Origin of the sequence: Shewanella marisflavi, assembly GCF_002215585.1 — a bacterium.
Lineage (GTDB): Bacteria > Pseudomonadota > Gammaproteobacteria > Enterobacterales > Shewanellaceae > Shewanella > Shewanella marisflavi.
The window spans coordinates 2,069,919-2,084,639 of sequence record NZ_CP022272.1 but is presented as its reverse complement, the minus strand read 5'-3'; the positions used below and the strand labels follow the sequence as shown (position 1 = coordinate 2,084,639).

The window sequence follows — 14,721 nt, the reverse complement described above, 5'->3', positions numbered from 1 at the left end:
AAATTACTATATATAGTAGAAAGTTTGCTCTGTAGTTAGATCATAATTCGTCACATAATCCAAACTTTAGCACTTTTTGTTTGTTTCTATAATGACATAAAAGAATAAATATAATTACATTACAATCCAGTGGATGTACGCATATGAATACCCTAGAAAAGGTTCAGAAAAACCTAACCCATTTCAGTAAGTCAGAACGTAAAGTGGCTGAGGTGATCTTGGCGTCGCCACAAACCGCAATTCATTCCAGTATCGCTACCTTGGCAAAAATGGCCGACGTGAGTGAACCAACCGTTAACCGTTTCTGCCGCCGGCTAGATACTAAAGGTTTTCCCGATTTCAAGCTGCACCTAGCACAGAGCCTCGCCAACGGTACACCTTATGTTAGCCGTCACGTAGAAGAAGATGACAGCCCAGATTCCTATACCACCAAGATCTTTGAATCTTCAATGGCGGCGCTGGATACCGCTCGACAAAGCATGGACACAGCGGCCATCAATAAAGCGGTTGATATCCTGACACAAGCGAAAAAAATCTCCTTCTTCGGTCTTGGCGCGTCAGCATCGGTAGCCCATGATGCTCAAAACAAGTTTTTCCGTTTCAATGTGCCAGTTATCTGTTTCGATGATGTCTTAATGCAGCGCATGAGTTGTATCAACAGCAGTGAGGGTGATGTAGTCGTCTTAATAAGCCATACCGGCCGAACCAAATCACTTATCGATATCGCCCGATTGGCCCGTGAGAACGGCGCTGCCGTTATTGCTATCACCTCGCGTAACTCTCCCCTGAGCAGCGAGGTTACCCTGCCTGTGACCATGGAAGTGCCTGAAGATACCGACATGTATCTGCCTATGGCTTCACGTTTGGCGCAATTGGTTATTGTAGACGTATTGGCGACCGGCTTTACCCTACGCCGCGGCCCTCGATTCAGAGAGAGTTTGAAGCGAGTCAAAGAGGTGCTAAAAGAGTCTCGTATCGATAAAGAATCGACACTATAGTCCAGTTTTGAAAGGATATTAGGCGGCCAATAACTCAAGAGCCGCCTTTTTTTTCACTTTTAATCGGAGCAGTTCACAAAATTAATAATTTGAGATAGATCATTTTGTCTGTAATTTTCCTACAAAACTCCATTTTGTCTGTTAATATAGAGTAAGATTATTTAAAACTTAACGGAGTATCTCATGTTCCGCAGAACCAAAATTGTAACGACTCTGGGTCCAGCAACCGATCGTGACGACAATCTACGTCGTATCATCAAAGCTGGTGCAAATGTTGTTCGTCTAAACTTCTCACATGGTTCACCAGAAGATCACCTTAAGCGCGCGACCGATGTGCGCAATATCGCTAAAGAACTGGGTGTTCATGTCGCGATTCTTGGTGATCTACAAGGCCCTAAAATCCGCGTGTCTACCTTCAAAGATAATAAGAAGGTGCAACTGAATTTAGGTCAGGCATTTGTTCTGGATGCCGACTTAGAAAAAGGCCAAGGAGACGAAAACCAAGTGGGGATCGACTACAAAGAGTTGCCACAAGATGTCAGCATTGGCGACATTCTAATGCTCGATGATGGCCGTGTTCAGCTTAAAGTTGAAAAGGTCGAAGGTAATAAGGTTCACACCACAGTGACTGTGGCTGGTCCCCTATCTAATAATAAAGGGATCAATAAGAAAGGTGGCGGCCTGTCTGCGGCGGCACTGACTGAAAAAGATAAGCGAGATATCGTCACGGCAGCAGCCATTAAAGTGGATTACTTGGCTGTCTCTTTCCCTCGTAGCGGTGCCGATCTTAACTATGCACGAGAACTGGCTCAAAAGGCTGGTAGTAATGCATTGATCGTTTCTAAAGTCGAACGCGCTGAAGCAGTCGTCTCCGATGAAGCGATGGACGATGTGATCTTGGCTTCGGACGCCGTCATGGTTGCTCGTGGTGACTTAGGTGTAGAGATCGGTGATGCGGCACTCGTCGCTGTACAGAAGAAGCTTATCAGCCGTTCTCGTCAGCTTAACAAGAGCGTGATCACCGCTACTCAAATGATGGAGTCGATGATCTCTAGCCCTATGCCGACTCGTGCAGAGGTGATGGACGTCGCCAATGCCGTGCTTGATGGCACAGATGCGGTCATGCTATCGGCAGAAACCGCTGCTGGCGATTTCCCTGAGGAAACCGTTAAGGCGATGGCTAACGTCTGTTTAGGCGCCGAGGCTCATCCAAGTGTGCAGGTGTCTAAGCACCGTATGGACGAGCGCTTTACCTCTGTTGAAGAGACTATCGCGCTATCAACTATGTATGCCGCGAACCACATGGAAGGCGTTAAGGCAATCGTTGCCCTGACAGAGTCTGGTGCAACGCCACAGCTAATGTCTCGTATCAGCTCAGCACTGCCTATCTTGGCGCTGTCACGTCATGAAGTCACCCTGGCTAAAATGGCATTGTACCGTGGTGTTCAACCTGTATATTTTGACTCTACTGCTTATGGCGCTGATGAACTCGCTAAGAAAGCATTAGAATCCCTAACCGAAGCGGGTTATCTGACATCGGGTGATTTGGTACTGATGACCAAAGGCGATGCCATGGAAACCATCGGCGGCACCAATACCTGTAAGATACTGATCGTCGCATAACTTGTGACGAATAAAAAAGGTACGCATTGCGTACCTTTTTTTATGCCTCAAATATTTGATCACCCTTAGAGACTTTCAAACTCATCTACGGCGATAGCAATTTGACGTAGTTTATCGGCGTTAAGTAAGGCCTCATGCTCGTCACTTGAGATGATCTTCAACTCAAGTGCCTGGGCATAGAGACGCTCAGGTACTAGTTGACGATCCAGCTTACCCTCTTTTTGCGCTAAGCGCAGTTTCTTCAACAGAGGCTTAACCTTGTACTGAGCCATAAACGCCTGCTCTACCTCAGCAATTCCGCCCTTGTCTCCTTCAAAATCGGGACACAGATGAGTCAGTCTGTCACGACCAGGGCCGGGTCTGAGCATGCTTTGGCAGACATCTACGGTTAGCTTGTCGTCTGGCCCATTAAAATGATTACCCAGAGGGAACACCAAGGCGCGCATAATGTAGGCCAGCGGTCGATTAGGGAAATTACGTAATGCGCCATAGAGTGCCTTGGCAGCTCTGTGCAACCTCAACTGCATCACATAATGCACTGTAGGCAGATCGTCTTGCTGGCGGCCATTATCCTCAAACAACTTAAGGGTGGCTGAGCCAAGATAAAGCTCACTCAACACATCCCCTAGCCTTGCTGAAAGCATCTCTTTGCGTTTGAGATCGCCGCCCATGACCAACATAGACAAGTCAGTCACAAAGGCCAGCGCAGCAGACAGGCGAGTCATATCTTTATAGTATTGTGTAGTCTCACCAGAGACTGGCGCGCTATTGAAGCGACTGGCGGTTAAGGCGCTCCATAGTGAACTTAAGGCATTTCGACTGGCGTAGCCGATATGACCCAACAGCAGGTTATCGAAACGCTCTAAAGCATCACCCATATCTTCCATCGCCGCCGCTTCCATCTCCGCCAACACATAAGGATGACAGCGGGTGGCGCCCTGACCAAATATCATCAGGCTACGGGTGAGAATATTGGCCCCTTCAACAGTAATTGAGATAGGTGTAGCCATATATCCATGGCCCAGGTAGTTCTTCGGCCCCAGTTGGATCCCCTTGCCTGATTGAATATCCATGGCATCGTTAAGTACATCACGGCCCATCTCAGTCATATGATATTTGGCAATAGCGGTCACGACAGAGGGCTTCACCTTAAGATCGATACCCGTTGTTGTTAATCTCCGCGCAGCCTCTAGTTGGTAGGTGTTCGCAATGATACGCGCAAGCGCTTCTTGCACCCCTTCAAATTGGCCGATGGCCAAACCAAACTGATGACGTACAGCGCTATAAGCAGTGGTTGTCTTAGTCGCCACATGGCCAGAAGCCGTCGCCAATGCAGGCAGTGATATCCCACGACCGGCAGACAGGCACTCAACCAGCATACGCCAGCCGCGCCCCGCATATTGAGGGCCACCAATGATCCAATCGAGCGGAATAAACACGTCTTGGCCACGGGTCGTCCCATTCATAAAGCCCATATTGAGCGGATTATGACGACTACCGATTTCGACACCTGGATGATCCGTTGGAATTAACGCGCAGGTAATGCCAAGGTCGACCTTGTCACCTAACAGGCCTTCGGGATCTCGCATCTGAAATGCTAACCCCAGTACTGTGGCAACAGGCGCCAGAGTAATATAGCGCTTATCCCAGGTTAACTTGAGGCCTAACACCTCTTCACCTTGGAACTTTTCACGGCACACTATACCTTCATCAGGTATGGCGCCGGCATCAGAGCCCGCCTCAGGACCTGTCAGTGCAAAACAAGGCACAGCTTCTCCGCTCGCCAAGCGTGGCAACCAATGATCACGCTGCTCTTTGGTGCCGTAATGGGTCAGTAACTCGCCAGGACCAAGAGAGTTTGGCACCATGACGCTCACCGCAGCGCTAACACTACGACTGGCCAGCTTACTGACAATGGTTGAGTTGGCGTAAGCAGAGAAAGCCTTACCACCATATTCTTTAGGAATGATCAGGGCGAAAAAGCCCTCTTTCTTGAAGTAGTCCCAGAGTTCAGGCGGTAGATCTTTACGTTCCTGAACTATGTTAAAGTCGTCGATCATCGTCAGGGCAGTCATCACCTGCTCATCGATAAACGCCTTTTCCTCTTCAGTCAATTGAGGACGCCCGTAGCTATGCAAGGTATCCCAGTTTGGCTTGCCCCTGAAGAGCTCAGCTTCCCACCACACATCGCCAGCTTCCATCGCCTCTTTCTCTGTGTCAGACAAAGGAGGCAACACCTTCTTAAAGAAAGCAAACACAGGCCGCGTAATAAACTGCATGCGTATATTTTTAACGCCGAAAAGCACTATTATCACCAATAGTGCCAAGATAAAGAGTGTCATACAGCCCCCTAGTCGGTGGTTACAGGCACTGCCACACCGGCAGCCAAATATGGGATCACCTTACGGATCACAGCTTCAATATCATTATGCTCATTAAAATCGGCTTCGGCGATTTCGGTCAGCGCATCGGCTGAGGCCATGGTGAATACCACTGTGCCTAAGGTAAAGTGTAATCGCCAAAACATCTCGGCGGGGGGAATATGTGGCGCGCTCTCAGCAACGGCTTTAACAAATTCACTGAGATGTTCACCATAATGTGTGGTGATGAACCATCTCAGGTGCCCCTGGCTTTCAATATAGCCGCGCCCCAAGAGTTGTAAGAAAGTACGCGTACCATCACTTTTAAACTTGTTGAGCTCAAGAAGCGGCTTAACAAGAGATGAGAAGATCTCATTAAGGCTAGGTTCTCTGTCTTGTTTTAATTGCACTAACTCTTTTGACGCGTCAGGCATGAACCTATCTAAATAGCGGGCCAATACTGCGCGGATCAGCTCTTTTTTAGAGCCAAAATGATAGTTAACCGATGCAAGGTTTACCTCTGCCTTACTAGTGATAAGACGCAAAGAGGTTTCTGAAAAGCCGCGCTCGGCAAATAACTTTTCTGCTGCATCCAGTATTCTTGTTTTTGTGTCGGATCGATTTGCCATTCCGTGACCTACAAACTCTGATTTAAACGTTTGTTTAAATTAAACACTGGTACGGTTATTGTCAAATGTAATTCTCCTGCAGGTGAAGTAAACCAGGTACTTAATTGGGTAAAACGAAGTGACAGCAGTTAATAGACTGTAAACTTTGGCGAGATTGAGTAAACTATGCCACACAAAAATAACAAAGGAAGCTCTTATGATCCCCATTCGTGCACAATTGACCCCACTTGCCATGGTCATTGCGTTAACTCTCGGCGCAAGCGGCTGTGAAAGTGATGCTAATACGAAACAAACTAACCCACAGCAAGCCAGCACAGATAATGCCACCAACCCCGTGGCCAGCATCGAAGACGCTAAAACATTTATCGCTAAAGCCGAGTCAGAACTCGCCTCGCTCTCCATTGAACAAAATCGCGCCGAGTGGATCTACAGTAATTTTATCACCGAAGACACGGCAGCCCTCGCGGCCTCTGTGGGTGAGCGCCAAACCGCGCTGTCGGTACAACTAGCCACTCAAGCGGCTAACTACACTCAACTGCCACTCAATGATACCGATAAACGTAAACTCAACATCTTACGTAGCGCGTTAGTTTTACCCGCACCATTAGACCCGAAAAAGAATGCGGAACTGGCAAACATCAGCGCCGAGCTGAATGGCCTTTACGGTAAGGGCAAATATTGCCTGGAAGACGGTCGCTGCCTAACGCAACCAGAGCTCTCAGGCATTATGGCCAGTTCACGCAATCCCCAAGAACTCGAGGCGATATGGCAAGGGTGGCGAGCTATCGCCAAACCTATGCGCCCGCTGTTTGAACGTGAAGTTGAACTGGCTAACGAGGGCGCAAAAGATCTTGGCTACGCCAACCTATCTGAACTTTGGCGCAGCCAGTATGACATGCAGCCAGATGCCTTCTCAGACGAACTCGACCGACTCTGGGGTCAGGTATCACCATTATATGAATCCCTGCACTGCTATGTCAGAGGCGAGCTCAACGAGCAGTATGGTGACGAAGTTGCGCCGGAGCAAGGTCCAATCCCTGCCCACCTCTTAGGTAATATGTGGGCCCAGCAATGGGGTAACATTTATGATCTTGTCGCGCCTGAAAATGCCGATCCTGGTTATGATGTCACCGAGCTGCTTGCTAAGCAGGGTTATGATGAACATAAGATGGTTAAACAGGCTGAAGGCTTTTTCACATCCTTAGGTTTCGAGCCGCTACCAGACACTTTCTGGAGCCGTTCACTCTTCGTACAACCTAAAGATCGTGATGTTGTTTGTCATGCCTCGGCGTGGGATCTGGATAACCTGGATGATATCCGCATTAAGATGTGTATTCAGAAAACCGCTGAAGACTTCACCGTGATCCATCATGAGCTGGGGCATAACTTCTACCAACGTGCTTATAAAGACCAACCTTTCATCTTTAAAAACAGCGCTAACGACGGCTTCCATGAAGCCATTGGTGACACGGTCGCGCTGTCGATCACACCAAATTATCTCAAGCAAATCGGCCTGCTCGATGAGGTACCCGATGCGTCTAAAGATATTGGTCTATTGCTAAAGCAGGCACTAGACAAGGTTGCCTTCTTACCCTTTGGCCTGATGATCGACCAATGGCGCTGGAAGGTGTTCAGTGGTGAGATCACCCCGGCTCAATATAACCAGGCCTGGTGGCAATTAAGAGAAAAGTATCAAGGTGTGAAAGCGCCAGTGGTGCGCAGCGAAGCGGACTTCGATCCCGGCGCCAAATACCATGTTCCCGGTAACGTACCTTATACTCGCTACTTCCTGGCTCACATACTACAGTTCCAGTTCCATAAGGCGCTGTGTGATATCGCGGGCGATAAGGGGCCAGTGCATCGTTGCAGCATCTATGGGAACAAGGAAGCCGGCGCGAAACTTAATGCCATGTTAGAGATGGGTCAAAGTAAGCCTTGGCCAGAAGCGCTTGAAGTGGTCACCGGCAAACAGGAGATGGATGCCTCGGCGGTGCTGGACTACTTTGCGCCACTGAAAGTTTGGCTAGATGAGCAGAATAAACAGGCGAATCGTCAGTGTGGTTGGTAAGCCACTCCTGCTAGCCTCAAAAAGAATAGCCCCGCAAGGGGCTTAATTAGGCCCTGTACAATAAAAAAGTCACCTTTTTTAAGGTGATTTTTTTATGCCATCAAGCCCATCTATGTTGACCTTTTTGATGCTGCTCGGCCGTTTCTAGCTTATCTTGACTAGATTTGGCCAACATCACCATCATGGCCCCAGCACCGCCCCAGATTTTAGGCGCTGAATGAAAAGCCTGCACCCCTTGGATCTCTTCAAGCCAGGCAGTAACACAAGACTTGAGTTTCGCCGGAAATGGCTGGTTATTCACACCAGTACCATGGATCACTATGAGGTTACGAAACCCTGCCTGTTGGCTATTCACCACAAAATCATACAAGAGTTCGCGTGCTCTAGGCAGAGCTATCCCTTTAAGGTCTAGGTCGGCCTGAACTTCATATTTACCCTGGCGAAATAACTTAAACACCTGGCCCTGGACGCCTTCCTTTTTAACGCTTACTACGGCATCCGGCGCGATGGGCGTGATCTCAGCCAGATCGAGCGACAACTTATCTAAGGCCAAACGGCGCTGTGCCGCCTGATGGCGTAGTTGATCGCTGTGCTGATTATTTGCACCATGCAGCGTCGCTACTTGGCTCGACTTTAATGGCTTAACCCCTTGCATCGAAGCGAGAAAAAGTACGCTATCATCTTCACTCATACCCTATTCCCCCACTTCATCTATGTGACCAGTGCCCAGTTGACTCTCACATACGCTATTACAACAGAAAGTATCCGTATACTGATTCCAAAACTCAAGCCAGACAGCACTTACAGATTCTGAATGCTTCAAATTTAGCCTCTGTTTATGCTGAAAACTCGCGGCTACAAGATCTTTTACATCAAGACCAATACACATTTAAAGCAGCTAACTGACGCTTTATGTTGAAAAAAAAGCATTGAGTAGTAGATACACAATTTGTTAAGAACTAAAACTTTCGCATCATTAGGGCTTAGATTATAGTGAGCCTAGTATTAGCAGAAGCGTGTAGCTAAATGAAACTCCTCAAATTTGTCCTTGTCGTTGGTCTGTGTGTTATCAATTTCAACACTCTCGCCCAAAATAACGACAACGACGCGTTAAATCATTTTTATAAGCAGTTCAGCATGGCTTTTGAACAGCTCGATGTCGAGGTGATCCAAGATATCTACGCCGAGAATGCTTGCTATATTCCTGAACAACAAAATAAAGAGATCACCATGGGGCGTGACAACATCATAGCCCTGTACAAGCGATTCTTCGGTAAAATTAAGCACAAAAACGCTCATATCGAGGTGGATTTTCGCGTTATCGAACGTCAGCTAGCACAAGAGCAGGCCACGGATGTCGGCTATTATCTGATCCGTTTCTACCCGCCCAAAGAGACCGAAGAGCCAGTCAGCGAGTTTGCCGGTAAGTTCGTGATCGTTTCTAAGAAAAAAGAAGATGGCAAATGGTATCTTACCGTTGATACCAACAATCGTTCAGAGCCCTCTTTCTATTACAGTGCCAAGCCTTTGCCAAACCTCTACTATGGCCGCCAATTTTCGACTTTAACCGAGCAAGACAGCAAACATGATTGATCCTTCACTCCCTTGTCCTTGCGGCAGGAAACTGACTGAACGCCTTTTAAGCTATCAAGAATGCTGTTTGCCATACCACCAAGGTCAATTAGCATCCGATCCAGAAAGCCTGATGCGCAGTCGCTATAGCGCCTTTGTGTTAAAACAGCATCAGTACCTGATCGACACTCACCATCCCGATCACCTTAACGGTTTAAGTGTGCAGATCTTAGATGAGGATAATCATACAAAATGGTTGGGGTTGAGCGTCGCTAAAAGTCGTGTTGAACAAGACTGTGGACTAGTAGAGTTTCAAGCCTGGTATCAAACCGAGGAAGGTATAGATGCCATTCACGAACGCTCCTCTTTTGTCAAACAGTCGGGACGTTGGTGGTACACCCAAGGACAGCAATTCGCCCCCATATACCCGGGACGTAATGACCCTTGTATCTGCAATAGTGGCAAAAAATTTAAGCAGTGTTGCCGAGGCTAAAAACGCTTTGGTATCTATTAAACCTTAGTGGTACTCAGTCGCAGCGTTACGTTTCAAAAATTGACTGAACTCAGCTTCTCTTAGCGCCGGACTATAGAGGAATCCTTGGGCTTGATGACAACTTAACGCCGACAAGAAGGTTTCCTGCTCCGCCGTCTCAACCCCTTCAGCGGTTAGTGAAATATTTAATGCTTTAGCCATGGCTATGATGGCACTAACGATTTCACGACTTTCGCGGCTCACACTCAAATCTGAAATAAAAGATCTATCTATCTTCAACTTAGAGATCGGGAACTGTTTAAGGTAGCGCATAGAGCTATAACCCGTCCCAAAATCATCGATAGCCAAGCCAACCCCAAGCTCTGCCAATTCTTTGCACAGATGAGTGGCGTACACGACATCGTCCATTAATTCTGTTTCGGTGATCTCCAGGATCAAGCTGTTGGGTCGAATCCGATAACGTGTCACCAACTCCCACACCTGATCATAGAGTTGAGTGCTGAAAAACTGTCGAGCGGAAACATTAACGTGCATTGAAATATTAATGTTGTGATGCTGCCATAGGTTAAGTTGACGGCAGGCGGCTTCGAGCACCCATTCGCCTATCGCAGCGATCATTCCCGTTTGCTCGGCAATATCGATAAAAGCACCAGGATACAACACCCCTTTCTTGGGATGATGCCAGCGGATCAAGGCCTCTGCACCTATATAAGCTTGACGGCCAAGATCTTTAAGAGGTTGATAATAAAGTTCAAACTCTCTATTTTTAAGAGCTGCTTGAAGTTCTCGCTCAATTTGGGCGTCTTCTTTGAAGGTGTTGAGCAAGGCGTGATTAAAGATCTGTACTGCGTTGCCCTGTTTCTTCTTCGCGTACTGTACGGCAATATCGGCGCAAGTAAGCGCCGAGAAACCCGCCTCTAAGGCATCTATGTCAACCACGGACAACGCAGGTTTAGCCTCAAAAGACTCTACCCCAACCTGTACCGGTAAGCTAAGTTGGTGATAAAGGCGCTTGATGGCGTAATCAAGACTCTGCTCGTCTTCAATGCCCTCGACCACCAAAGCAAACTCATCGCTGCCTACCCTTGCCATGAGTTCAGCCTTTTTCACACTACCGAAGTGTTTGATTCGTCTACCGATCTCTATCAGCAAACTGTCGCCTTTTTTGTGACCATAGGTATCGTTAAACCGCTTAAATCCCCTAAGATCGATCAGCATCAGATGGCCGTGTTGGACTCTTTCCAGTGCTCTATTGAAATAACTACGATTATAAAGACCGGTTAAAGCACATCGCCAGGCCAAGCGTTCGAGTTCATTTTGTTGTTGTAGCTCTTCTGTACAATCTGCAGCAGTTACCAAGGCATAGTGATTGCCTCTGGGCGTGGTAAAGGGGCGTACCCGATAACGCAACCAATAGCTTTCACCATCACGACGAACCAACTGAGTGTTACCTTTAGTGATCTTCCCCTGTTTTACTTGGGCTAATACCGTCTCAGCTTGAGTCGGTGATTGCTTAAAGAAGTCCAGCGAGGATATTGGCTTGCCCAATATCTGTTGTTTCAGCTCACCCGAAATAGATTGATAGGCTTCATTAACAAATTCAATTTTATTAGTGGCAAGATTAACCACCATGCTGATCTGTTCAGACTGTTCAATCGCTTTAACAAAAAGACTGAGGCGCTCATCTGTCTCGTAGGCTCTTTGAGTCGCTAGGGTCAAGGCGACTTGATCGGCCACTTGTGAAGCGACATGAATTTGACTGTCTTGCCATTGGTGAGCAGTACTAGACTCAAGAAACAGAACGCCCTCTAAATGGCCATTAATACGAATAGCCACATCAAGATGAGAAACCAATTCATTATCGAAAAAATAGCGGTTAAGTTCATCGACGCGGCTGTCGCGATTGACATCGACGACATCTATGATGCGACGCAGCTTTAATTCATTGAGATAAGCAGTGCAGTGACTGGGGACAGGACGTAGGGAAGATAGACTTTGATCGCCTTGCGCGATGAGTTGTGTGGTGTCGTTATCGACATCAAATAAACATACGCCAACACGTTCAACCGCTAGCGATTGACTTAAGAGACGACAAGCTAACTCGGCCGTCTCTTTAAACTGACCTTCTTGCTTTTCGGTCGAATTGACTATGATTTCGAGCAAATGCTGAAATTGGCGTTTGATCATAACATCCTACAGCCGATAACAAGGTTATCGAGGTAAAAAAACTGCCCTGAGCAGCACAAATACAAACATTGTTGTTATTTTTAATAAGAATATTCTGTGAACATTACACGAACAAGTTACTCACTAGCAAGCCAAAATCAGCAAATTCTCTTACAACCCATGTTCTAGCTGAAAAATCATTTTCTCTGCGCTGTAGCCGAACGTAAGCGTCAGTTGCTGACCATCATCTAGTGTCGTCATTTCACTTACCACACCATCAAAACGAGCCTTAGCAGCGTCGGCAAGCTTCTGTAATTCTGCCTGGGCATTCTCTCCTTGACGGTCTAATGTCAGTACAGTGTCAAACTCATCGATCACCGCGCCGATGTCGGCGTAACTGCCGCAATCGGTACATGTATCGTTCACCAATTCCGATTGTCCTTCTTGAATCTTTTTCATGCTGACTTCTACCTATTAAATTATGGAAAAATGCTTAATGCTAAACACGACAACGCACGATATAGCAAAAGCAAGTCGTCTGCACTTAAGACTATGCCAAAATGTCACCTAACGCACGTTGCTTCACAATCTGCTCAGTAAAATGCGGTAACTCAAGCAGATGCGCATCAACCGTTAGTTCGCCATGAAAACGCGCAGCCGTAATAGGATCACAGTTGGCCAACGCCTCTTGCATCGCCAGCGGATCACGACCACGGTGTACTAAAGGTTCAGGAGATAAATATTGCTGCAGATGAAAACCGCTTAAACCAGCCTGATGAAATGCGCCGCTATTGTCGCAATCAATTCCTTTATGCAGCTCACTCGTTAACGCTTGTGGCTCTGGAAGATCAAATTGACGTTTTAACTTTGCCTCGCTGTCTAAGTTCATCCCATCAAGATGAAACTGTGCCAGATCTCTAGCGTCGCTCGACAACATCGCCAGAAGCAGGCCAAACTCACCACGGCGATGCTCGGTCACCGCCTGGTTAAGACGTGACCCTAAATGATTTTCGTTGATTAACAACTGACTAGTTCGCATAAAAAAACATCAATAAAACAGCTCGTTGCTATTTAATCGACCGCTTGCGACATAACTTTAGCAATTATTTCAAATAGGGACTTTACAGCGGCGGCGTTTCTGACTACTATTGCCGCCGCAATTGAGGAGGGGTTCCCGAGTGGCCAAAGGGATCAGACTGTAAATCTGACGGCTCAGCCTTCGAAGGTTCGAATCCTTCTCCCTCCACCATTTGCCTACAATGTAATAAAGAGATATTCGTGGAGGGGTTCCCGAGTGGCCAAAGGGATCAGACTGTAAATCTGACGGCTCAGCCTTCGAAGGTTCGAATCCTTCTCCCTCCACCATCTTTATCTTCTTATTAAATTGTGATTCTGCGTTATCTGTGGAGGGGTTCCCGAGTGGCCAAAGGGATCAGACTGTAAATCTGACGGCTCAGCCTTCGAAGGTTCGAATCCTTCTCCCTCCACCATTTTCTCCTTTCCTGTTGATTCAAAAATCAAATTTCTATCAAATTCCAAAGCTAATTGCATCGATTACAGTAAGCCATAATAGATCTGATGTACCTGGTCGCATTTCTATTCGATTCCCCTTTTCGTTATAATTTATTTCGTTAAGCTATAACGACTAACCGCTCAAAAACCTCTGGAGCAAGAATGGAACAAAATTGGGTCAATCAGGCCATCGCTAAAATCGAGGCCGACTACCAGCGCAGCGCAGACACTCATCTCATCAAGTTAGATCTGCCTATGTTGCCGGGCATCGACATCTACCTAAAAGATGAAAGTACGCACCCGACAGGCAGCTTAAAGCATCGTCTGGCCAGATCTCTGTTTCTCTACGCCCTATGTAACGGTTGGATCACCAAAGATACCCCCATCATAGAGTCTTCATCGGGAAGCACTGCTGTCTCAGAAGCATATTTTGCTCGCCTGCTGGGACTACCATTTATCGCCGTGATGCCCGCCTCCACGGCCAAGAAAAAGATCCAGCAGATCGAGTTTTACGGCGGCCGGTGTCATTTTGTCGGACATTCCAGTCAAATTTATGCCGAATCCCAGCGTCTGGCAGACGAGCTATCTGGTCACTATATGGACCAATTCACCTACGCCGAGCGTGCTACCGATTGGCGCGGCAACAATAATATTGCTAACTCTATCTTCGAGCAGATGCAAAGGGAGCCCCACCCGGTACCCAATTGGATCGTAATGAGCCCAGGCACTGGCGGCACGTCGGCGACGATAGGCCGCTACATTCGTTATCAGCGCGCCGACACTAAACTCTGTGTCGTCGATCCAGAAAACTCGGTATTCTATGACTATTTCCATAGCGGCGACGCCAGCATTAGCTGCGCCAACGCCAGCCGCATCGAAGGCATAGGCCGCCCCAGAGCCGAACCCTCATTCATTCCGGGGGTGGTCGATCACATGGTCAAGATAGATGATAGTGCCTCGATCGCCACCATCTATTGGCTAGAACGCTTGATTGGTCGCAAAGCTGGCCCCTCTACAGGGACTAATCTTTATGGCGCCTTGCAACTTGCCAGTGAGATGCATAGCCAAACTCAAAGCGGGTCTATAGTGACCCTGTTGTGTGATGCGGGCGAGCGCTACCTGGACACTTACTACGACAGCGAGTGGGTCTCAAGCCACATAGGCGATATCAAATACTATGAGGATAAGCTCGCCGAGTTTAACCACACGGGTCGACTTGATTAATCGGCTGTCGCTAGACAATGATTTGAATAGAAAAGTTGGCGGGTAAGAGATTGACGGTGCACACCACCGTCAATCT

Annotated in this window: 12 protein-coding genes and 3 tRNA genes; 9 read left to right on the top strand and 6 right to left on the bottom strand. The window is 47.5% G+C overall.

What is annotated here, in order from left to right:
- Positions 1-143 precede the first annotated feature (143 nt).
- The gene (locus tag CFF01_RS09080) at positions 144-998 is read left to right on the top strand and encodes a MurR/RpiR family transcriptional regulator (protein ID WP_033538132.1); all 855 of its coding nucleotides are present in this window, start codon (positions 144-146) and stop codon (positions 996-998) included.
- Positions 999-1,181: 183 nt separating this feature from the next.
- Positions 1,182-2,621 (top strand): pyruvate kinase, encoded by a 1,440-nt coding sequence (gene pyk, locus CFF01_RS09075; protein WP_033538131.1) that lies wholly within the window; start codon positions 1,182-1,184, stop codon positions 2,619-2,621.
- A gap of 65 nt (positions 2,622-2,686) precedes the next feature.
- Here the strand turns inward: pyk and CFF01_RS09070 are convergent, their stop codons facing one another.
- Together CFF01_RS09070 and CFF01_RS09065 are read right to left on the bottom strand one after the other, a co-directional pair.
- The gene (locus CFF01_RS09070; protein ID WP_088904582.1) at positions 2,687-4,963 is read right to left on the bottom strand and encodes an acyl-CoA dehydrogenase; all 2,277 of its coding nucleotides are present in this window, start codon (positions 4,961-4,963) and stop codon (positions 2,687-2,689) included.
- Between the two features lie 8 nt (positions 4,964-4,971).
- A complete protein-coding gene (locus tag CFF01_RS09065) occupies positions 4,972-5,610 on the bottom strand; it encodes a TetR/AcrR family transcriptional regulator (protein WP_033538129.1) in 639 nt (212 codons plus the stop codon).
- A gap of 196 nt (positions 5,611-5,806) precedes the next feature.
- Here CFF01_RS09065 and CFF01_RS09060 point away from each other — a divergent pair, with 196 nt between their 5' ends.
- Positions 5,807-7,678, top strand: a complete 1,872-nt coding sequence (locus CFF01_RS09060; RefSeq protein ID WP_088904581.1) for a M2 family metallopeptidase — start codon at positions 5,807-5,809, stop codon at positions 7,676-7,678.
- A 100-nt stretch (positions 7,679-7,778) separates the two neighbouring features.
- On the opposite strand, the gene smrA is transcribed toward CFF01_RS09060, so the two are convergent.
- On the bottom strand, positions 7,779-8,369 hold the full coding sequence (gene smrA / locus CFF01_RS09055) for a DNA endonuclease SmrA (RefSeq protein ID WP_088904580.1): 591 nt from the start codon (positions 8,367-8,369) through the stop codon (positions 7,779-7,781).
- 335 nt (positions 8,370-8,704) lie between these two features.
- Between smrA and CFF01_RS09050 the strand changes: the two genes are divergently transcribed.
- The gene (locus CFF01_RS09050) at positions 8,705-9,271 is read left to right on the top strand and encodes a YybH family protein (RefSeq protein WP_033538126.1); all 567 of its coding nucleotides are present in this window, start codon (positions 8,705-8,707) and stop codon (positions 9,269-9,271) included.
- Entirely contained in the window at positions 9,264-9,743 is a 480-nt protein-coding gene (locus CFF01_RS09045; RefSeq protein WP_088904579.1) for a YchJ family protein, read from the top strand. Before CFF01_RS09050 ends, CFF01_RS09045 begins: the two co-directional genes overlap by 8 nt.
- A 24-nt stretch (positions 9,744-9,767) precedes the next feature.
- Here the strand turns inward: CFF01_RS09045 and CFF01_RS09040 are convergent, their stop codons facing one another.
- The 3 genes from CFF01_RS09040 to CFF01_RS09030 all read right to left on the bottom strand — a co-directional run bounded on the left by CFF01_RS09040 (position 9,768) and on the right by CFF01_RS09030 (position 12,948).
- Positions 9,768-11,930 carry a putative bifunctional diguanylate cyclase/phosphodiesterase gene (locus CFF01_RS09040; RefSeq protein ID WP_088904578.1) on the bottom strand — a complete coding sequence of 721 codons (2,163 nt, stop codon included), beginning with the start codon at positions 11,928-11,930 and terminating at the stop codon, positions 9,768-9,770.
- A gap of 150 nt (positions 11,931-12,080) precedes the next feature.
- Positions 12,081-12,368 (bottom strand): DUF406 family protein, encoded by a 288-nt coding sequence (locus tag CFF01_RS09035; protein ID WP_088904577.1) that lies wholly within the window; start codon positions 12,366-12,368, stop codon positions 12,081-12,083.
- Between the two features lie 91 nt (positions 12,369-12,459).
- Positions 12,460-12,948, bottom strand: a complete 489-nt coding sequence (locus CFF01_RS09030) for a VC2046/SO_2500 family protein (protein WP_088904576.1) — start codon at positions 12,946-12,948, stop codon at positions 12,460-12,462.
- 125 nt (positions 12,949-13,073) lie between these two features.
- On the opposite strand from CFF01_RS09030, the gene CFF01_RS09025 reads away from it, so the two are divergent.
- The 4 genes from CFF01_RS09025 (at position 13,074) to CFF01_RS09010 (ending at position 14,645) form a co-directional block, all read left to right on the top strand.
- Positions 13,074-13,158: transfer RNA gene (locus CFF01_RS09025), tRNA-Tyr, on the top strand.
- Between the two features lie 31 nt (positions 13,159-13,189).
- Positions 13,190-13,274: transfer RNA gene (locus tag CFF01_RS09020), tRNA-Tyr, on the top strand.
- A gap of 40 nt (positions 13,275-13,314) precedes the next feature.
- Positions 13,315-13,399, top strand: a tRNA-Tyr gene (locus tag CFF01_RS09015).
- 184 nt (positions 13,400-13,583) lie between these two features.
- Positions 13,584-14,645 (top strand): PLP-dependent cysteine synthase family protein, encoded by a 1,062-nt coding sequence (locus CFF01_RS09010; protein ID WP_088904575.1) that lies wholly within the window; start codon positions 13,584-13,586, stop codon positions 14,643-14,645.
- The last annotated feature ends 76 nt before the right edge of the window (positions 14,646-14,721 follow it).

Bases quoted from the DNA above. Each gene is read 5' to 3' on its own strand.
- smrA (WP_088904580.1), bottom strand. From the start codon at position 8,369: ATGAGTGAAGATGATAGCGTACTTTTTCTCGCTTCGATGCAAGGGGTT.
- CFF01_RS09080 (WP_033538132.1), top strand. From the start codon at position 144: ATGAATACCCTAGAAAAGGTTCAGAAAAACCTAACCCATTTCAGTAAG.
- CFF01_RS09035 (WP_088904577.1), bottom strand. From the start codon at position 12,368: ATGAAAAAGATTCAAGAAGGACAATCGGAATTGGTGAACGATACATGT.
- CFF01_RS09045 (WP_088904579.1), top strand. From the start codon at position 9,264: ATGATTGATCCTTCACTCCCTTGTCCTTGCGGCAGGAAACTGACTGAA.
- CFF01_RS09070 (WP_088904582.1), bottom strand. From the start codon at position 4,963: ATGACACTCTTTATCTTGGCACTATTGGTGATAATAGTGCTTTTCGGC.
- CFF01_RS09030 (WP_088904576.1), bottom strand. From the start codon at position 12,948: ATGCGAACTAGTCAGTTGTTAATCAACGAAAATCATTTAGGGTCACGT.
- CFF01_RS09060 (WP_088904581.1), top strand. From the start codon at position 5,807: ATGATCCCCATTCGTGCACAATTGACCCCACTTGCCATGGTCATTGCG.
- CFF01_RS09010 (WP_088904575.1), top strand. From the start codon at position 13,584: ATGGAACAAAATTGGGTCAATCAGGCCATCGCTAAAATCGAGGCCGAC.
- CFF01_RS09065 (WP_033538129.1), bottom strand. From the start codon at position 5,610: ATGGCAAATCGATCCGACACAAAAACAAGAATACTGGATGCAGCAGAA.
- CFF01_RS09040 (WP_088904578.1), bottom strand. From the start codon at position 11,930: ATGATCAAACGCCAATTTCAGCATTTGCTCGAAATCATAGTCAATTCG.
- pyk (WP_033538131.1), top strand. From the start codon at position 1,182: ATGTTCCGCAGAACCAAAATTGTAACGACTCTGGGTCCAGCAACCGAT.
- CFF01_RS09050 (WP_033538126.1), top strand. From the start codon at position 8,705: ATGAAACTCCTCAAATTTGTCCTTGTCGTTGGTCTGTGTGTTATCAAT.